The sequence below is a fragment of the Allochromatium palmeri genome (assembly GCF_009720725.1).
In the GTDB taxonomy this organism is placed as follows: Bacteria; Pseudomonadota; Gammaproteobacteria; order Chromatiales; family Chromatiaceae; genus Thermochromatium; species Thermochromatium palmeri.
In genome coordinates this window covers 1-19,358 of sequence record NZ_WNKT01000027.1, presented here as the reverse complement: position 1 = coordinate 19,358, position 19,358 = coordinate 1, and the positions used below count along the sequence as shown (strand labels likewise).

The window sequence follows — 19,358 nt, the reverse complement described above, 5'->3', positions numbered from 1 at the left end:
ATGAGGCCGCTCGCTCCCCGCCGCCTCCTACCACCCACGCTCCAGCAAGGGCCGCAGAAAGCGCCCGGTATGCGAGCGCTCATCGGCGGCGATGGTCTCAGGCGTGCCGACCGCGACCACCTGCCCGCCCCGGTCGCCCCCCTCCGGCCCCAGATCGATGATCCAGTCGGCGGTCTTGATGACGTCTAGATTGTGCTCGATCACCACCACCGTGTTGCCCTGGTCGCGCAGTCGATGCAGCACTTCGAGCAGATGCCTGACGTCGTGGAAGTGCAGCCCGGTGGTCGGCTCGTCGAGGATGTAGAGCGTGCGCCCAGTGTCGCGCTTGGAGAGTTCGCGACTGAGCTTGACGCGCTGGGCCTCGCCGCCCGAGAGCGTGGTCGCACTCTGGCCGAGCTGGACATAGGACAGGCCCACGTCCATCAGCGTCTGGAGCTTGCGCGCGATCACCGGCACCGGGGCGAAGAAATCGAGCGCCTCCTCGACGGTCAGGTTCAGCACCTCGTCGATGGACTTGCCCTTGTAGCGGATCTCCAGCGTCTCGCGGTTGTAGCGCCGCCCACGACAGACCTCGCACTGCACATGCACATCGGGCAGGAAGTGCATCTCGACCCGGATCACGCCATCGCCCTTGCAGGCCTCGCAACGCCCGCCCTTGACGTTGAAACTGAAGCGCCCGGCATCATAGCCGCGCGAGCGTGACTCGTGGACAGCGGCGAACAGGTCGCGCACCTGGTTGAACAGCCCGGTATAGGTCGCCGGATTAGAGCGCGGCGTGCGACCGATGGGGCTCTGGTCGATGTCGACCACCTTGTCGAACTGCTCCAGTCCCTCAATGGCCGTATGCGGCGCGGGCGTGAGGCTGGCGCCGTTGAAGTGACGCGCGATCACCGGAAAGAGTGTGTCGTTGATCAGGGTCGACTTGCCTGAGCCCGAGACCCCGGTGATACAGCACAGGGTTCCAACGGGGATCGAGACATCGACTGCGCGCAGGTTGTGGCCGCTCGCGCCCAGGATACGCAACTGGCGTGCGGGGTCGTTGGGCGTGCGCCGGGCGGGGATCTCGATGCGCAGCTCGCCGGCGAGATAACGCCCGGTCAATGAGGCCGGATTGGCCGCGATCTCATCCGCCGTCCCCTGAGCGACGATCTCGCCGCCATGCGCGCCCGCACCCGGACCCAGATCCACCACCCAGTCGGCAGCGCGGATCGCCTCCTCGTCGTGCTCGACCACGATCACGGTATTGCCCAGATCGCGCAGATGGGTGAGTGTCTTCAGGAGCCGCGCATTGTCGCGCTGGTGCAGTCCGATCGAAGGCTCGTCGAGGATATACATGACCCCGACCAGTCCGGCCCCGATCTGGCTGGCGAGCCGGATGCGCTGGGCCTCGCCGCCCGAAAGCGTCTCGGCGCGGCGTTCGAGCGTCAGATAGTCGAGTCCGACGTCGACCAGGAAGCGCAACCGGGTGGCGATCTCGGTGATGACCGGGGCGCCGATCGCGCCGCGCTGGCCCGGCAGCTCCAGGGTCTCGAACAGCAGCAACGACTCGCCGACCGGCTGCCCCGAGATCGCCGGCAAATTGTGCCCGCCGATGAAGACATGACGCGCGGCCTCATTCAGGCGCGTGCCCTGACAGGTCGGACAGGGCCGCTGCGAAAGATAGCGTGCCAGCTCCTCGCGCACCGTGTTGGACTCGGTCTCGCGATAGCGCCGTTCCATGTTGCGCAGGATGCCCTCGAACACCTGGGGCTTGGGACTGCCCTTGGCGTGCGGCAGCTTGAGCCGGACCTTCTCCGTGCCGCTGCCATAGAGGATCACCGCACGCACAGGCTCGGGCAGCTCGATCCAGGGGCGCTCGACATCGAAGTCATAGTGCTCGCCGAGCGAGCGGATCAGTTGGAAGTAATAGGCGTTGCGCCGATCCCAGCCGCGCACCGCGCCGCCGGCCAGGCTCAGTTCGGGATGCACCACGACCTTGTCGGGATCGAAGAAGGGTTCCACGCCCAGTCCGTCGCAGGTCGGGCAGGCGCCAGCCGGATTGTTGAACGAGAACAGACGCGGCTCCAGCTCCGGGAGGCTGTAGCCGCAGAGCGGACAGGCGAACTTGGCCGAAAAGGTCAGCTCGGGACGCTCGGGTTCATCGATCCAGCCGACATGGGCGATGCCGCCGGAGAGATTGAGCGCAGTCTCGAACGATTCGGCCAGACGCAGCGCCAGATCGGGACGCACCCGGAAGCGGTCGACGACGACGGCGATGTCGTGCTTCTTCTTTGGGTCCAGCTCGGGTGGTGCATCCAGTTCATACAACTGCCCGTCGATCCTGGCGCGCACGAAGCCCTGTGCATGCAGTTCGCCGAGCAGACGTTGATACTCGCCCTTGCGCGCCGCGACCACGGGCGCGAGCAACATCAGCTTCTCGCCCTCGGGCAACGCCAGCACCCGGTCGACCATCTGGCTGATGGTTTGGGCGTCGAGCGGCTCGCCATGGGTCGGGCAGCACGGCTGACCGACTCGCGCGAACAGTAGGCGCAGATAGTCGTGGATCTCAGTGATGGTGCCGACGGTGGAGCGCGGATTGTGCGAAGTGGTCTTCTGCTCGATCGCGATCGCCGGGGACAGGCCCTCGATATGGTCGATGTCGGGTTTCTCCATCATCGACAGGAACTGACGCGCATAGGCCGAGAGCGACTCGACATAGCGTCGCTGTCCCTCGGCATAGAGGGTGTCGAAGGCCAGCGAGGACTTGCCCGAGCCGGACAGTCCGGTCAGGACGATCAGGCGCTCGCGCGGCAGATCAAGATCGATGTTTTTGAGATTGTGGGTGCGCGCGCCGCGCAGTCGGAGGCTGTGCATGAAACGGCCTGGCGTTCAGACTTTGAGCTGCGCGGCGAAGCGCTTCATGAGGGTCAGCAGTTCGTCGGCCTCGAGACGCCCCGCCCAAGCCGCCAGGAGATCCTTGCGTCGCGCTTCCATGACTTCGGGTGGATTGGCGAGATAACCCATCGCCCAGCTACCGAACAGACGTTGTTTGATCGGAGCCACACCGATCAGCACTGAGTCGAAGTGACGTCGATCATCGAGGATACGGCCATAGAGTCGAAACACCTCTTCCTGCTCGCCCTCCAGCACCTGGATGAAATGTCCGCCCCCGCAGCAGAGCATTCCGGTGATGCCGAGTTCCTTGTTCTTGCGACGAGAGACTTCCAGGATCTGCTTGAGCGCCTCGTCACCCACGCCCAGGCTGGTACGACTCAGGTACAGTATCCGCGACAGATTGCTCATCGGCTCTCACTCGACCCCGCTCGCTCGTAGTCATCTGTTATCGAAAACGCTCAGGCGCTCAGGCGCGCTCTGCGGTCTTGGCCAGTGTCCATTGACGTTCCATCTCTTCGCGCGTCTCCAGGCTTGGTTCGAGACCCTGCTCGCGCAGTCCGCGCTCGACCTGGGAGAAACGACGCTCGAAGCGCTGATTGGCGGCGCGCAACGCCTGTTCGGCATCCACATCCATATGTCGGGCCAGATTGACGCAGGAGAACAGCAGATCGCCGATTTCGTGGACGCGCTCGGTTGGATCGGCGTGCTCGGCCAAGGTCGCGCGACACTCGGCGAGTTCCTCCTCGACCTTATCAAAGACGGCTGAAACCGCATCCCAGTCGAATCCGACCCGCGCCGCGCGGCGCTGGAGCTTCTCGGCGCGCACCAGGGCCGGCAGCGTGCGCGCGACGCCATCCAGGATCCCGTTCGGCTCCCCGGCCTCGGCGCCCGCACGCTCGGCGGCCTTGAGCTGCTCCCAGTGGGCGAGGATGGCCGCCGAATCGGCCAGCTCAACCGCGCCGAAGACATGCGGATGGCGTCGGACCATCTTGTCGCAGATCGCCTCGACCACGTCGGCGAAGGCGAAATGCCCGCCCTCCTCAGCCATGCGCGCATGGAAGACGACCTGGAGCAGCAGATCGCCGAGTTCATCACGCAAAGACGCCATGTCCTCGCGCTCGATGGCCTCGGCGACCTCGTAAGCCTCCTCCAGCGTATAGGGCAGGATGGAGCGAAACGTCTGCTCCAGATCCCAGGGACAGCCGTCCTCGGGATCGCGCAGCCGCGCCATGATGGCAATGAGTCGATCGATCGAAGGGGTATCGGTCATGGAAACCCGTGGTGATGGAGACGATGGACGGTCGGGAAACGGTATCACAGCGTTGCGAACTCGGCTAAGCTTGGCGCGATGAGCCGATTCTCCCAACCGTCGCTCGCTAAGACCAGCGACGCACAACCCTGGGTGACCGCTGCGCATGCCATTGAACCTCAGCGCCGACGAACTCCTGCGGCTGGCTCCAGACGCCGCGTCCGTCAAGGCCGCCAAGGGGCTGGTCATTCCAGCCAAATGGCCCCGGCTCGGCCACGACGAGACGGCGGTCTGGGGCGAGTGCCGGGGCTATCAAATCCAGATCGACCCCTCCGGCCCGGCCTTCCGCTGTAGCTGCCCGAGCCGCAAATTCCCCTGTAAGCATGGCCTGGCGCTTGGTCTGCTGTATCTGCAACATCCCGATCGTTTCACGCACGCCGATCCGCCCGACTGGGTCAGTGAGTGGCTGACCTCCCGCGCCCAGCGCCGTGAACGCCAGAAGGAACGCCCGGAGTCAGCCTCAGGCGCCAGCTCGACGCCGGCCGATCCACGGGCCGCCGCGCGCCGCGAGGCCGAGCGGCTACGACGTCTGACCGACGGTCTCAGTGAGCTGGAATCCTGGCTGGCCGATCGGCTGCGTCAGGGTCTGGCCCAGCTCCAGGGTCAACCCGAGATCTGGAACGCCATGGCCGCACGTTTGGTCGATGCCCAGCTTCCGGGGCTGGCGGAACGGCTGAGGCGCGCAGGCGCGCTGGTTGGCCGTAGCGAGCACTGGCCGCGCCAACTGCTGGCCGAACTCGGCCGGCTGCAACTGCTGATCGACGGTGCCCGACGCCTGGATGCCCTGCCGACCGGCGAGCAGGCCGATCTGCGCGTGGCCCTGGGCCTGCCCCAGGACAAGGCCGCCGTGCTGGAGACGGGCGAACGCCTCAGCGACGACTGGCAGGTGATGGGCGTCCACATCGCCGAGGAGGAGCGGCTGGTGATGCGCCGCGTCTGGCTCCAGGGCCGAACCAGTGACCGCGCGGCGCTGGTGCTGGACTACAGCTATGGTCAGGCACAGTTCGAGCCGGTGCTGACGATCGGCGACACCCTGGCCGCGACCCTCGCCTTCTATCCAAGCGCTGCGCCGATGCGCGCGCTGTTCATCGATCCACCACACCGTCTCGCGGAGACTGCGTCACAACCGCCCGCCCCGCTCGCGGAGGCACTGGAGCGACTGGCCGAGCAGATCGCCGCCAACCCCTGGCCAGCGGTGCGCGCGCTGTGCCTCTCCGGCGTCCCGCAACCCGACGTAGACGGCGACTGGACGCTGTCTCTGGGCGAGTCCGGTGCCCTGCGTCTGCGCCTCGATGCAAACGCAGCCTGGCCGCTCGTTGCCGCCGCTGGTGGTTCGGCGCTCACCCTGTTCGGCGAATGGGATGGCGAGTCGCTGCGCCCGCTCAGTGCCTGGGGTCCAGAACTGATCTGGACCACTAACGACGCCGGGAGCGATCGCTGATGTCACCGCTCGACCAACTTGCTACCCAACTCCTCATTGGCACGGATCGGCGCGCGCCCGAGTGGCCGAATGCGGACGGCGAACTCGGTCGTCTGCTGATCCAGATTCAAGCCGAGACGAGCACGTCTCCTGAAACGACCGCGCTGCGTCTGGCTGGCGTGCTTGCCGTCTGCGCCGCTGCCGGTTTCCGACCGCCGACGACGGATCGACCGCCGCCTCTGCCCTGCCCCGAGGACGCGCGCTCAGTTGCGGCGGAACCGGAACTGGTGGCGACGCTGCGCGCCATCCTCGACGAAGGACCAGATGCATTGCGCGTCCTGGCTTTGCAGCGACTCGACGCCGCCGGCTACCTTCTGCCGCCGCGTCTCCTGCCGCAGGCCCTGACGCTCGGGGTCCAGCAGACCGATCTGCGTCCCTGGCTACCGCTGGTGGTCGGTGAACGTGGGCGCTGGCTGGCGTGTCTCCATCCGGAGTGGTCGCCCGCCCTGACGTTGGACGAGACGCCGCCCGATCCCAACTGGTGGGACAGCGGCACGCTGGACCAGCGGTGTCGGTTCCTGGCGGCCCAGCGTCGCCGGGATCCGGCCGAGGCGCGCGAGCGACTGGCCCAAACCCTGGGAGAAACCGACGCGCGCGGACGCACCCGACTGCTCGCCGAACTGGAGACCGGTCTGAGCCTGGAAGACCAGGACGTTCTGGAGACCTGTCTACAGGACCGGAGCAAGGAGGTGCGACGCCAGGCCGGCGCGCTGCTCGCCCGCTTGCCCGACAGCCGCTATGTCGCCCGTCTGACCGAGCGTGTCGGTGCCTGTCTCGGCCAGACGCGCAAGCGACTGCGCCAGGTGCCGACGATCGAGCCGCCCAACGCCTTCGAGCCGGACTGGGCGCTGGACGCCATTGAGGAGACGGCACCCAAGGGCGAGTCGCTTGGCCAGCGCGCCTGGTGGCTCTACCAACTGGCGCGCGCCCTGCCGCTCGACTGGTGGACTCGCCAGACTGGACTGGACCCGTCCGGCTGCGTGCGCTGGGCCAAGAGCACCGATTGGGAACTCGCCCTGCTGCGAGCCTGGAGCGAGGCGCTCGCCCGTACCCCGGCGCTCGCTTGGACCGAAGCCGTTCTGAACCGGCTGCCGGTCGAGGGACTGGTACTCGATCCGCTGGATCTGGTCGAACGGCTCCCGGCGGCCGAATGCGAAACCTACTGGCTCGACCTGATCGAGCGTCCACCCCGTGGCCTGACCCTGGGTCTGTTACTGACCCGCTTCATCCAGGGACGCATGCGCGAGGGCCAGACCGCGCTGTCAGTGCCGGGCGCGCGGCGTCTGCTTGATCGGCTCTATCGCCAGGACGGCGCTAAACGCCTGATCCAGGACCACAGCCTGCGCCGCGCCCTGCCCGACGTCATCGCCTGTCTGCCGGACGCCTTGCTCGACGAAGCCGCCAGCGGCTGGCCGCTCAACGGCCTGGATTCGCCCGTCGTGACCGAGACCCAGGCCCGGATCCTGGCTATCGTTCGGCAGCGCCAGCACCTCAACCACTCTCTTCAGAAAAGGCGATTCGCATGAGTCAGATCCAGCGCCAGCACGCCGAACAATCCTTCGCCGAGGAACTCGACGCACTCAAGCAGAGCGACAACCGCCAGCGTCCACCCAACTGGGCCATGTCGCCTTGGGCGGTGGCGACCTATCTGCTCGGCGGACGGCTCGACAACGGCTTCGAAGTCAGCCCCAAGTACATCGGCAGTCGGCGGTTGATCGAGACCGCGATCGCCACCCTGACCACCGACCGCGCCCTGCTGCTGTTCGGGGTGCCGGGCACGGCCAAGTCCTGGGTCTCGGAACATCTGGCCGCCGCTGTCTGCGGTGACTCGAACCTGCTCATCCAGGGCACCGCCGGCACCAGCGAGGAACAACTGCGCTACGGCTGGAACTATGCCGAACTGCTGTCCAAAGGCCCCTCGACCCAGGCCCTGGTGCAAAGCCCGCTGATGCGTGCCATGGAACAGGGCAAGATCGCCCGCGTCGAGGAGCTGACGCGCATCCCGGCCGATGTCCAGGACACCCTGATTAGTCTGCTCTCGGAGAAGTCACTGCCCGTGCCCGAGCTGGGCACCGAGGTCCAGGCCGTGCGCGGCTTCAACGCTATCGCCACCGCCAACAACCGCGACAAGGGCATCAACGAACTCTCCAGCGCCCTCAAACGCCGCTTCAACACCGTGGTGCTGCCGCTGCCGGCCAGCGCGGACGAAGAGGTCGCCATCGTCAGCAAGCGCGTCGCCGAACTCGGACGCGCGCTCGATCTGCCCGCCGAGCCGCCGGCCTTGAAAGAGGTGCAGCGCGTGGTGCGGATCTTCCGCGAGCTGCGCAACGGTCAGACCGAGGACGGCAAGACCAAGCTCAAGGCTCCGAGCGCCACGCTCAGCACCGCCGAGGCGATTTCGGTCATCAACAACGGCGTAGCGCTCGCCGCGCACTTCGGCGATGGGGTGATGCGGGCCGGCGACATCGCCTCCAGCCTGATCGGGGCCATCGTCAAAGATCCGGTGCAGGATGCACTGGTCTGGCGCGAGTATCAGGAGACCGTGATCAAGGAACGCGGCGACTGGAAGGATCTCTACCGCGCCTGTCGCGACCACGACTGAGCGCGCCGCCGACAGCGGGAAACCCAATGACCGATTCGCCTTTCCATCTCTTCGGCATTCGCCACCATGGTCCAGGCTGCGCACGCAGTCTGCTCCAGGCGCTGGAGGTTCTGAATCCTGACTGCATCCTGGTGGAAGGACCACCCGAAGGACAGGCGCTGCTGGAATGGCTGCGCGACCCGGAGCTCGCGCCGCCAGTCGCGCTGCTCGTCTATGACCCCAAGGACGCGCGCGAGGCGGTCTTCTATCCCTTTGCTGAGTTCTCGCCGGAATGGCAGGCGCTGCGCTTCGGCATCGAGCGTGGTCTGCCGACCCGCTTCTTCGACCTGCCGGTCGCCCACCGGCTCGCGCTCGACGCCTTGAGCGCCCCCCAGCCCGAAGACCTCGAAGCCTCCGAAACCGCCACTGAAGATCCCGACGAAGCCGCCGAGACCGCCGCCGCAGATCCCGACAGCGAACAACAACGCGACGACCCGCTCGACTGGCTCGGCCGTGCCGCCGGCTACAGCGATGGCGAATCCTGGTGGAATCATCTGGTCGAGGAACGCGGCGACGGTCTGCACCTGTTCGCCGCCATCCGCGAGGCCATGACCCTGGTACGCGAAGAATCGGGCGACGATCACTGGACGGCACACCGGCGCGAGCACGAGGCCCGACGCGAGGCGCACATGCGCCGGATGATGCGTCAGGCGCGTAAGGAGGGCTTCGAGCGCATCGCCATCGTCTGCGGGGCCTGGCACGTCCCGGCTCTGACCGAGCTGCCGAGCGCGGCCGCCGACAACGCGCTCCTCAAGTCACTGCCCAAGCGTGCGGTCGAGGCGACCTGGGTGCCCTGGTCCTATCCGCATCTGAGCAGCGCCAGCGGCTATGGCGCCGGCATCGCCTCCCCCGGCTGGTACGAACACCTCTGGCACAGCGCCCCGGAGCGACGGGCCATCGGCTGGGTCGCCCAGGCCGCGCAGCTGTTGCGCGCCGAGGATCTCGACTGCTCATCGGCCCATCTGATCGAGGCGGTGCGGCTGGCCGATGCGCTGGCGGCCATGCGCGAGCGTCCTCAGCCCGGTCTCGAAGAACTCGACGAGGCTCTGCGCACGGTCGTCTGCCAGGGCGAGGAGGCACCGCTACGGCTCATCCACCGCGCGCTCGTCATCGGCGAGCGGCTGGGACGCATCCCGGAACAGACGCCGGTCGTGCCCTTGCAGCGCGACCTCGCCGAGCGCCAGCGCGCGCTGCGCCTGAAACCCGAAGCGAACCGCAAGACGCTCGATCTCGACCTGCGAAAACCCACTGATCTGGCGCGCAGTCACCTGCTCCATCGTCTGTCGCTGCTCGGGATCGACTGGGGTGACGTGCAGCGCACCGGGCGCGCGGCCAAGGGCACTTTCCACGAGGTCTGGACGCTGCAATGGGAACCGCGGCACGCGCTGGCCGTCATCGAGGCCAGCCGTTGGGGCAACAGCGTCGAGGAAGCCGCCACCCGCCGCGTCATCGACGCCGCCGAACACGCCGATACGCTGCCAGCCCTCTGTGAGCTGGTCGATCGTCTGCTGCTCGCGGATCTGCAAGCGGCCATCGTGCCGGTGACGCGCCGTCTGGAGGATCAGGCGGCAATAGCCAGTGACGTACCGCAGATGCTAGAGGCTATTCCGCCGCTGGCCTCGATCCTGCGCTACGGCAATGTACGTCAGACCGACAGCGGCCTGGTGGGCCATGTCCTCGCTGGGCTGGTGCCGCGCTCCGCGCTCGCCCTGCCCGGTGCCTGTACCGCCCTCGACGACGACGCGGCCACCGCCATGCGCGCGGCGATTCAGGAGGCTGATCGCCCGCTGCGTCTGCTCCAGGACGCCGAGTTCGAGCCGGTCTGGTCACAGGCGCTTGTGCATCTCGCCGAGGGCACGAGCTGTCACGCCCTGGTCGGCGGTCTGGCGACGCGCCTGCTGTTCGACGCCCAGTCGGCGGACCTGGAGACGACCGCGCGCCGTCTGTCGCTGGCGCTGTCAGTCGCCAATGATCCGGCACCGGCGGCGGCCTGGCTCGAAGGCTTCCTCAACCAAAGCGCCCTGGTGCTGCTGCACGACCCGAGCCTCTGGGCGCTGGTCGACGACTGGGTCGCCGGCTTGAGCGAAGCGCATTTCGTGCGTGTGCTGCCGCTGGTGCGACGCGCCTTCTCGGCCTTCGCACCGGCCGAGCGCCGCCAGCTCGGTGAACGCGCCCGCCGTCCGGCGAGCGTCGCACCCATGGCCACGGCAGACACGGCGATCGATCCGGTGCGCGCCGCGCGACCTATTCCGCTGCTGCAACGTCTCCTTGGAATCGCGCCATGAGCCATCCGACCGACCCCGATCCGACCCGACTCCGGCGCTGGCGTCTCATCCTCGGCGAGCCGGCCGAGTCCAGTTGTGGATGCGCGCTCTCGGGCCTCGACGCCCAGATCGACGCCGCGCTCGGCGCGCTCTACGATCCGGACGGTCCGAGCGGGCTGCGTGGCGGCAGCGGGGCCTCCTCACCTCGGGTCGCGCGCTGGCTCGGCGACATCCGCCAGTATTTCCCAGGGCCGCTGGTGCAGGTGATGCAGAAGGACGCCTTCGAGCGGCTGGATCTCAAGTCGATGCTGCTGCAACCCGAGCTGCTGGAAGCGGTGCAGCCGGACGTGCATCTGGTCGCCACGCTCATGGCCTTGCGCGGCATCCTCCCGGCCCAGACCCGCGACACCGCGCGCACCGTCGTCGCCCGAGTGGTTGCCGCGCTCATGGCCAAGCTGGAAGAACCGATGCGCGCGGCAGTCAGCGGCGCGCTCAACCGCGCCGAGCGCAACCGCCGTCCGCGTCATGCCGAGATCGACTGGAACCGTACCATCCGCGCCAATCTGCGCCACTGGCAGGCCGACTATCAGACTATCGTTCCAGAGCAGCTCATCGGCTATGGACGCAAGGCGCGACGCACCCAGCGCGAGGTCGTACTCTGCATCGACCAGAGCGGCTCCATGGCCAACTCGGTCGTTTACTCCAGTATCTTCGGCGCGGTCATGGCCTCGCTGCCGGCCGTCAGGACGCAACTGGTGGTGTTCGACACCGCCGTGCTCGATCTCACCGCTGACCTGAGCGATCCGGTCGAGGTGCTGTTCGGCGTCCAGCTCGGCGGCGGCACCGACATCAACCGCGCGGTCGGCTACTGTCAGGGACTGATCCGCGAACCGCGCAACAGCATTCTGGTACTGATCTCGGATCTCTACGAGGGCGGCGTCGAGCGCCAGTTGCTCCAGCGCGCCGCCGAACTCATCCAGTCCGGCGTGCAGGTCATCGTGCTGCTGGCCCTGAGCGACGAAGGCGCGCCCTCCTATGACCACCAGCTCGCGGCCAAGCTGGCCGCGCTCGGCGCACCGGCTTTCGCCTGCACGCCCGATCAGTTCCCGGAACTCATGGCCGCCGCGATCCGGCGCGAGGACGTGGCGCTCTGGGCGGCGAAGCAGGGGCTGGTGACAGCACGGGCGGAGGGCTGAAAGGCGTCGTTTGGCGCCTCAACGCGGTACGACGGAGAACAGAAAGCGCCGTTTGACCATCAGCCAGATCGACGCGATCACGCCGATATGGAGCAGCGTATTGACCCAAAACAGATCCAGGCCCGGCCACGGCGTGTTGTACAGAATCAATAGCACATAGACGTGCAGGATGAACACGTATAGCGAGTTCTGGCCCAGCGGGATCAGCAGCCAGCCGACTGCGCGGTCGACCCAGCTCCAGTAGCGGCTCAGCAGATGATAGACAACGATGAACGCCGCCACATCGTTCAGCAGTCGGCCCAGCCCCAGCGGGGTTTTCATGAACCAGGTCTGATACAGCTCACCGAAAGTCTGCGGATCGATGACACTCAGCTGCCCCCAGGGCCAGAACAGAGGATGCGGGTTGTTGTTGGCGAGGAACAGAAATCCAGCCAGCAGCACGCCGCACAGATAGACCAGCCAGCGGCTTTTCGGACCGGCGAGAAACTCCAGGGTGCGGTCGCGGTGGTACCCGATCAGCATCCCATTGAAAAACAGCAGTTGCCAGGTCAGCGTCGGAAAGGCGTATTCATAACGCGCGCCGGTCGGATTGAGCGGCAAAAAATGATTCAGGGCATAGACCCCCCAGCTCAGCAACAGCACGACCCAGGCCAGACGTCGACCGAGCAGGTAGAGCGCGAGCGGAGCACCGGCCATCAGTATCACGTACAGACCAATGACCTGAAACTGATGCGGGCCGATCCGCAACAGCAGGATTCGCAACAAATAGTCCCACCAGGCGGTTTCGGCGGGCGGGTAGAGTGGAAACGATTCGCCGGACCAGGGACTGGTCCAGTGCGTGAACTCGAACACGTTGACGGCTGGAACCAGCCCGAGCAAGGCGATGCTCGCGATCACAAACAGGTTCACCCTGTAGAGCTGCCAGGCGCGCTGCCACAGCAGGCGTGATGCCGCCGCCAGTCCGTCGCGCTCCAGACGACGCCGATAGACCATCCCGACGACGACACCGGATAGAAAGACGAAGCCTTCCGCGCTCGAAACGAACGCGAGCCGGTCCCAGGCGAACAGGCTCAAGGCCGACGCCAACTCGAAATGCACGACGATCAGATAGACCATGATCAGCCCGCGCAGCAGGTCGATGCGCAGGTCGCGTCCGTTATCGGAGGTCGGATAGGCGAGAGTTAAGTGAGTCAAGCGTCTGGATCACTTTGCGTGAAGTACCGGATTTCGTGCTTGACGAGTCGATGTCGCGGCTCAAGCCACTTGAAGCTCGACTTTCTGTACGGCATCGAGATCGACCGATTGGCGGGCTTGCCAGAGATCGAACTGATTCTGCATGGCCAGCCAGCTTTCTGGACTGCGGCCCAGGGCCTTCGAGAGTCGAAGCGCCATTTCGGAGCTGATGCGGCTGCTACCGTTCAGGATCCGATTCAAGGTTGAGGGCGAAACATTGAGGTTCGCTGCCAACTGTCGTCCTGTCAGAGCGAACGGATCCAGATACACATCTCGAATGAACTCGCCAGGATGTGGGGGATTGTGCATGGTCATCAGTGGTAGTCCTCGTAATCCAGCACGGACGCATGACCGTCCTGAAACACAAAGGTCAGACGCCAGTTTCCATTGCCCCAGATCGACCAGCGGCCTTTGCCGGTTCCCTTCAACGGATGTAGCTTGAAGCCTGGGATATCCATATCCTCGATGCAGCTGGCCGTGTCCAAAGCCGTCAGCTGTATTCTCAAGCGTTTGGCATGATGCGGTTGGATTCCCGATGTCGAACCAGAGTCATAGAACCGCTTGAGTCCTTTGTGTCGGAACGACTGGATCATGCCGCAACCGTAGCATGTTGCGCGCCACGCAACAAGCCACATGAAGACGTATCTTCAATTTCATCAGGAATGACGATCCCGCCAGTAGCCCCAATCCAGGCGCCGCCAGTCCTCTGGCATCAAGCCGCTGTAGAGCAGCAGACAACGGACGATCGAATGCCACGTCTTGCTCAAGCGTCGACGCTCGATGCGACGATGATCGGTCGCGTAGACGATGAGGTCGGGACGATAACGGGTCGCGAAACCCGCGCGCCGAATACGCCAGACCAGTTCGGAGTCCTCGTTGCAGTTCAGGCGCAGATCGAATCCATCCACGGCCCGGAGTGCCTGCCGCGGCACCAGCAGATTGGAGCCGGAAGCGGCAGGGATCCCACAAGCCTGACACAGCGCCTGCCCCCAGGCGAACCGGCGGTAGTAAGCACGAAAGCGGCCTCGGGAGAGCTTGGGACCATAGTAGACCGCCGGCTCGTCGAGAGACGCCAGACGTTCGAAATAGTCGGGCGCGAATACCACATCGGCGTCCGAGAAGAGCAGCCAGTCCGAACGCGCGACCTCGAACCCGCGCTGGCGCGCCTCGGTGACGTTGCCGGGCTCACGCAGAACCAGGGTCCGCTCGGGTCTGAGCCGCTCGATCAGCTCCGGTGTCTCGTCCCGGCTGGCGTCCACGACCACCAGCGAGAGTTCGCGCGGAATGGAGTTCAGGAAGGCTCCGATGTTGCGCGCCTCGTCGCGCGTGGCCAGTACGAGCGTGATATCCGATAGCTTCACCGGTGTCCTCCTCCGCCGGGTCGCCCGGACAGTGACCGCCTCGTTCGAAGAGGCGTGAATGATGGATCAGGTCGGCCCAGGGCCGTTTTACACCGACGACGCCCCGGTTACTCGATGCCGGCGGCCTCTGCTCATGATGCCTCCGGCCCAGGTGAGTGATCCGGCTTGAGATTTGGGAGAGCGATGTGGGCTTCGAGTATTGCAGAGAAAAAAGACGGTTCCATGACAGCTGCATGACCTCCCTCGCGTCGCGCGGGTGTCCACGCGCTGCACGAATGGGACGGGCGCGCTCATCAGGGCTATCACTGGCGGCGGATGGCGCCTCTCTATCTTTGAGCGAGTCGACAGTCGTGTCACCACGGACGCTCGACGCGCCGAAACTCGCGCCACCGTTCCTCGAAGCCCTTCAACAGATCATAGGCCTGATGGGTGCGCCAGCCGATCAGGGCGCCCGAATAGCGGATGACCTCAAGGTCGGATTCCTCCGCGAGCAACTCGGTGAGCAGATCGGACATGACCGCAGCATCGTTGAGCACGCCCAGTAGATCCTGGAGTCCTTTCAGGCGACGGATGAAATCATCGAGGCCCGGAACGATGGGGGCGAAGAACTCGGCGGCATACCGCAGTTTCTTGCATTCGATGCGCAACAGATGCATCTGCTCCGGATCGCTCCGATCCATTCCCAGACCCGCCTCCAGCACATGACGCATGAGACGATCCAGCCGCTTGCGCGCGTATTGCACGATCGGCCGTTCGAGCGTGCGACGCTCCTGCCGCGACAGCTCGGCCTGATTCCAGGCGGCGTGTCCGAACCAGTCGGGAAAGTCGAGCTTGAAGGTCAGATAGCGCTCGCTGTCGAGCATCGCGCGCACCGGCTCATAGGCCGCCGCCCGGTGCCGTTCGGCGAGCGCCGCCAGCTGCTCGCCGCCGGACAGCGGCAGCCGGTTGCGAACGGCCGCCAGACCCTCGTCGATGAAGACGTCGAGATCCCGCGCCGGACCGAGTTGGTTGGCGATCCAGCGCAGCTCCTCGCCCCAGGGTCGGCTGACGGTCTTGGGCACCGCCGTGCGGAAAGCCGACAGCGCGGCGCGCATCCGCCGCGAACTGACCCGCATCTGATGCACGCCTTCGGTGTCGTCCCAGGTACGGGCCTGGTCCTCCCATGACAGCATGGCCTGGAAATCGTGACACAGGATCTCGGCCAGCGCCTCGCTCACCGTGAGACCCGCATGCACGGGAACCGGTTTTTTGCTCTTCCGCTTGTTCATAACCTCTCTCACGGTTCAGGCTCCGGTATCAGTTTATCCGGAAGTAGGCCACCTGCTCGCGCAGTGTTCGGGAGAGGTCATTGAGACGTTCTCCATGTCCGAATCCCGACTCGGCTGCCTGCGCATGATCCTGGGCCAGGGCCGCGATCTGATTGATGGCCACGGCGATTTCCTCGGCCATGCGGCTCTGCTCCTCGGCGGCACTGGCGATCTGATGGGTCATATCGGTCAGGATGGCCACCGACTCCGAAAAGGCATCCAGGTTCTGAACCGCCTGACCATAGTGATCGACGCTTTGCCGGGCACGGTCGCGATTGGCATGGATGACCTCGACAGCGGCACTGGAGCTGCTCCGTAGCGCGCCGATCAACGCCTCGATCTCTTCGATCGAGCGCTGGGTGCGCTGCGCGAGCTGACGCACCTCATCAGCGACCACGGCGAAGCCGCGACCATGTTCGCCGGCGCGCGCCGCCTCGATCGAGGCGTTCAGGGCCAGCAGATTGGTCTGGCCGGCGATCTCGCGGATCACGCCGAGCACATTGCCGACCGACTGGCTGCGATCGGCCAGACTCAGCACGACCTCGGCGGCCTGATCGATCTCATGGGCCAGAGCCTCGATGACCTGTGTCGTTTGATCGAGGATCCGGCGGCTGTGCTCGATGCGCCGGCGGGCGTCGCTGGTCGCGTCGACGGCACGGCTGGTGTGGTCGGCGACATGCTGCGCCGCATTGGCCAGATGCGTGACCGCATTGTCCACATGCCCGGTCTCGGCCTTCTGGCGGTCGAACTGGATCTTGCTGGTTTCGCCCAGGCGCACCATGTGGCCGGCCGAATCATGCAGATCGCCGCTGGCCACATGCAAGTGTCCGATGATGTCGCGCAGACGCTCGGCCATGCCCTGCAGGGCGCGCATCAATTTGCCGACCTCGTCCTGGCGTCTGGTGTCGAAGGAGACGTTCAGATCGCCCTCGGCCAACGTGGACACCGTGTCGATGGCGGCGTACAGGGGGCGCAGGGCATGGCGCATATAGTAGAACAGGCCCAGGGACGCCAGGATCAGCAGCAGGGCGACCCCCGTGTAGGCGATGAGCTCGAAGCGATATTGCGCGAGATAAGCCTGGGTGTCATCGGCCACACTGACGAGATGTGCCAGCGGTTGTCCGTCGACGCCAAGGAGCGGCAGGATCGTGGCCGTATAGGTCGCCGTGTCGACGTGCCGGGTCTGGCGCTCGATCTGGCCCAGCGCCGGCCAGGTGAGGCCCAGGCGTTCGAAGAGCTCGGGGCGCGTGCCGGCGAACAGCGTGCCTTCGGCGCCGACCAGATAGATCTCGGCGCCCTGGATGGCCTTGAAGCGTTCCAGGACCGTGGTCAGTGATTTCCGGAACACGACCGTACCAATGGGGTCTTTGCGCACCAGCAGCCGGAACACCAGCAGGGCAGAGGGTTGTCCCTGAGCGCTACGCCCGAGTCCGTGCCTGGGCTGATCGTCGGCGGCCACGGTCTTGACCAGGGCCTTCACATCGCTGGAGACGGTGGACTCGTCGTCTCCATACAGCGGCTCTCCGTTGACGCCGAACACGGCTAGCTGATCGAAATAGCCCTGTTCGCCGACCAGATTGACCAGGGACTCGACGGCCTGACGCGCGGCCTGGGCATCGCCGCTCTTGAGCGCCTGCCGCAGTGCGAAGTCGCGCTCGAAGTCGAGCATGCCCGTGTTCATGTGCTCGAACAGACGTTCCAGGCTCTGGTTCCAGACCAGGCTACGACCCGAGGCCGCTTCCTGGGCGAGGCGTTGTTCGAGTCGGAGGTTGCCGGCATGGGCGACCAGAATCAGGGCGGCGGCGACCGTCAGAGTGACGAGAATCGCCGCGAGGGTGACGCTTTTTCGGATAGTCATGGGTGGTTCGGCGTCTCTGTGGCCGATGGAGCGGGACGTGCGATAGAGGCGTATGGAAGGGCGGTTGGATCGGTCGTCATTAGATCAGATCCGTGTGACCGACTGATGACGAGTAAGGTAATTCGGTGTTGCGCTCAGAGTGGTTTTTCGCTCGTCATGAAACCGACTCGGGATCTTCACGCAAGCCTTCGGAGGAAGACTGTATATTTCAAGATTCGAAAACAATAGGGCATGATTTCTTTGGGCCAACGCGCCACTCGCCGTTATCCTTGACCGCCAGAGAGCCAATTCCATGGACGCCTCGTTCGTCTCCGACCCGATCGATTTTCGATCGTCTTCCCCGTCTCGACCACAAGGCTTGCTTTCACCCACGATTCTGATCGTCGACGATAGCCCGGACGTCCTGCTCCAGATCGATACCGCTCTGCGTGCGGACTACTCGGTGCGCGTCGCCAACAGCGGCTCGCGCGCGCTCGAGATCCTCGAACAGACGTCCGGCGCCGATCTGATCCTGCTCGACGTCCTGATGCCCGACCCGGACGGCTTCGAGACCTGCCGGCGCATCAAGGCCCATCCCGAGTGGCGCCGGATTCCGTTGATCTTCCTGACCTCGCTGAACCGTGAAGGCCACGAGATCACCGGACTCTCGCTCGGCGCCGTCGATTATCTGTCCAAACCCATCATCCCGGACGTGCTGCGCGCCCGGCTCGCCACCCATCTGGAGCTGACGCGCATCCGCGTCGAGCTCCAGCAGCGGCTCGACGAACTGTCCGAGGAACGCGCCCTGATCGAGGACATCATCGTGCGTCTGCGTGTCGATCGCGCCTTCGACGGTCGTCGGCTGCGACATCTGATGCGCCCGGTCGAGCGCACGAGCGGCGACATCTGTCTGGCGGCCTGGACGCCCGATGGCCGTCAATGGGTACTGGTCGGCGACTTCACCGGTCACGGCCTGACGGCGGCTATGGCTGGTCCCCTGGTCAAGCAGATTTTCTACCAGCAATGCGCCGACAATGCCTCGGTCGACACCCTGATTGCGACACTCGACCGTCAGCTTCATGACCAGTTGCCGACCGGGCGCTTCATGGCGGCGCACATCGCGGAAGTCACGGCGGATCGGCGTCTCCTGCATCTGGCGAACGCGAGCATGCCCGAGGCGTTGCTGGTATCGCCCGCCGGGCGGGTCACAACGCTCGAATCACGCTCGCTGGCCCTGGGGATCGCGCCCCATAGGCGCCAACTTAACCGCATCGTTGACGCTTCTGCACGTTCATCATCTCGACAACCCTGGCCGGAAGGGTTTGCAAGCGACGGCGGCGCGGACGTTCCTTGAGCACGTCGAGACAGGCATCCCAGCGATCGTCTTGCCAGCGTTGCACATCGCCAATCCAGCGATCGACCGCTTGACGCACGATCACCAGCAGTCGCCATGGGGTCAGGCGACGGGGTCGATTGAGCGGGTCAAAGCCGCCCGCACCGTGGCGCTGAGCGCCTCGCTCAATCACTAGCGCATAGAGCAATTTTCCCCGGATCCAGACCTCGCCCAACAGGCTGTTCTGCTTGGTGCGCAGGGCGTCGAGGTCAAGCAGGGTCTTGAGCCGTTTGAACACCAGCTCCACTTGCCACCTGCAGCGGTAGAGCGCCAAGACCGTGGGGCCATCCAACGTCTCGGGCGGCACGGTGGTGAACACCATGACCCAGCCGGCCAGAAACAGGGTGTCCTCGCGCGGGGTTCGCCCCTTGCGCTGGGCGGCTTGTCGACAACGCCGACGGGCCGCCTCCGCCGCCTCGGGCGGGAGACGCACGGCGTGCAGCCAACCCGGTCCGCTTGCCTC

16 protein-coding genes are annotated in these 19,358 nt (G+C 65.6%); 6 read left to right on the top strand and 10 right to left on the bottom strand.

Annotation, left to right across the window (positions count from 1 at the left end):
* Positions 1 to 27: 27 nt before the first annotated feature.
* The 3 genes from uvrA to mazG are packed head-to-tail and all read right to left on the bottom strand — an operon-like array spanning position 28 to position 4,144.
* Positions 28 to 2,853 carry an excinuclease ABC subunit UvrA gene (gene uvrA, locus GJ668_RS12495; protein ID WP_155450483.1) on the bottom strand — a complete coding sequence of 942 codons (2,826 nt, stop codon included), beginning with the start codon at positions 2,851 to 2,853 and terminating at the stop codon, positions 28 to 30.
* 15 nt (positions 2,854 to 2,868) lie between these two features.
* The gene (locus GJ668_RS12490) at positions 2,869 to 3,282 is read right to left on the bottom strand and encodes a BLUF domain-containing protein (protein WP_155450482.1); all 414 of its coding nucleotides are present in this window, start codon (positions 3,280 to 3,282) and stop codon (positions 2,869 to 2,871) included.
* A 58-nt stretch (positions 3,283 to 3,340) separates the two neighbouring features.
* Positions 3,341 to 4,144 (bottom strand): nucleoside triphosphate pyrophosphohydrolase, encoded by an 804-nt coding sequence (gene mazG, locus GJ668_RS12485; protein ID WP_155450481.1) that lies wholly within the window; start codon positions 4,142 to 4,144, stop codon positions 3,341 to 3,343.
* Positions 4,145 to 4,289: 145 nt separating this feature from the next.
* Here mazG and GJ668_RS12480 point away from each other — a divergent pair, with 145 nt between their 5' ends.
* The 5 genes from GJ668_RS12480 to GJ668_RS12460 are packed head-to-tail and all read left to right on the top strand — an operon-like array spanning position 4,290 to position 11,764.
* Positions 4,290 to 5,624: an SWIM zinc finger family protein gene (locus GJ668_RS12480; RefSeq protein ID WP_222930785.1), complete on the top strand. Its 1,335-nt coding sequence runs from the start codon at positions 4,290 to 4,292 to the stop codon at positions 5,622 to 5,624.
* Positions 5,624 to 7,189, top strand: coding sequence for a DUF5691 domain-containing protein (locus GJ668_RS12475; protein ID WP_155450480.1), 1,566 nt, complete (start codon positions 5,624 to 5,626; stop codon positions 7,187 to 7,189). The genes GJ668_RS12480 and GJ668_RS12475 overlap by 1 nt, the downstream gene beginning before the upstream one ends.
* Positions 7,186 to 8,265 carry an ATP-binding protein gene (locus GJ668_RS12470; protein ID WP_155450479.1) on the top strand — a complete coding sequence of 360 codons (1,080 nt, stop codon included), beginning with the start codon at positions 7,186 to 7,188 and terminating at the stop codon, positions 8,263 to 8,265. Before GJ668_RS12475 ends, GJ668_RS12470 begins: the two co-directional genes overlap by 4 nt.
* A 26-nt stretch (positions 8,266 to 8,291) precedes the next feature.
* On the top strand, positions 8,292 to 10,589 hold the full coding sequence (locus GJ668_RS12465) for a DUF5682 family protein (protein ID WP_155450478.1): 2,298 nt from the start codon (positions 8,292 to 8,294) through the stop codon (positions 10,587 to 10,589).
* Positions 10,586 to 11,764: a VWA domain-containing protein gene (locus GJ668_RS12460; protein WP_155450477.1), complete on the top strand. Its 1,179-nt coding sequence runs from the start codon at positions 10,586 to 10,588 to the stop codon at positions 11,762 to 11,764. The genes GJ668_RS12465 and GJ668_RS12460 overlap by 4 nt, the downstream gene beginning before the upstream one ends.
* A gap of 18 nt (positions 11,765 to 11,782) precedes the next feature.
* Here the strand turns inward: GJ668_RS12460 and opgC are convergent, their stop codons facing one another.
* The 6 genes from opgC to GJ668_RS12430 all read right to left on the bottom strand — a co-directional run bounded on the left by opgC (position 11,783) and on the right by GJ668_RS12430 (position 17,523).
* Positions 11,783 to 12,958, bottom strand: coding sequence for an OpgC domain-containing protein (gene opgC / locus GJ668_RS12455; RefSeq protein WP_155450476.1), 1,176 nt, complete (start codon positions 12,956 to 12,958; stop codon positions 11,783 to 11,785).
* Between the two features lie 60 nt (positions 12,959 to 13,018).
* Positions 13,019 to 13,312, bottom strand: coding sequence for a HigA family addiction module antitoxin (locus GJ668_RS12450; RefSeq protein ID WP_155450475.1), 294 nt, complete (start codon positions 13,310 to 13,312; stop codon positions 13,019 to 13,021).
* Positions 13,312 to 13,590 (bottom strand): type II toxin-antitoxin system RelE/ParE family toxin, encoded by a 279-nt coding sequence (locus GJ668_RS12445; protein ID WP_155450474.1) that lies wholly within the window; start codon positions 13,588 to 13,590, stop codon positions 13,312 to 13,314. Before GJ668_RS12445 ends, GJ668_RS12450 begins: the two co-directional genes overlap by 1 nt.
* A gap of 63 nt (positions 13,591 to 13,653) precedes the next feature.
* Positions 13,654 to 14,358, bottom strand: coding sequence for a glycosyltransferase (locus GJ668_RS12440; protein WP_186343080.1), 705 nt, complete (start codon positions 14,356 to 14,358; stop codon positions 13,654 to 13,656).
* 353 nt (positions 14,359 to 14,711) lie between these two features.
* Positions 14,712 to 15,626: a CHAD domain-containing protein gene (locus tag GJ668_RS12435; protein ID WP_155450473.1), complete on the bottom strand. Its 915-nt coding sequence runs from the start codon at positions 15,624 to 15,626 to the stop codon at positions 14,712 to 14,714.
* A 28-nt stretch (positions 15,627 to 15,654) separates the two neighbouring features.
* Complete coding sequence (locus GJ668_RS12430) at positions 15,655 to 17,523, bottom strand: methyl-accepting chemotaxis protein (protein ID WP_155450472.1); 1,869 nt, start codon at positions 17,521 to 17,523, stop codon at positions 15,655 to 15,657.
* Between the two features lie 358 nt (positions 17,524 to 17,881).
* On the opposite strand from GJ668_RS12430, the gene GJ668_RS12425 reads away from it, so the two are divergent.
* Entirely contained in the window at positions 17,882 to 18,856 is a 975-nt protein-coding gene (locus GJ668_RS12425; RefSeq protein ID WP_186343079.1) for a fused response regulator/phosphatase, read from the top strand.
* On the opposite strand, the gene GJ668_RS12420 is transcribed toward GJ668_RS12425, so the two are convergent.
* Positions 18,765 to 19,358 (bottom strand): transposase (locus GJ668_RS12420; protein ID WP_155450470.1); only part of this gene is annotated, 594 nt, incomplete at its 5' end. The genes GJ668_RS12425 and GJ668_RS12420 overlap by 92 nt on opposite strands.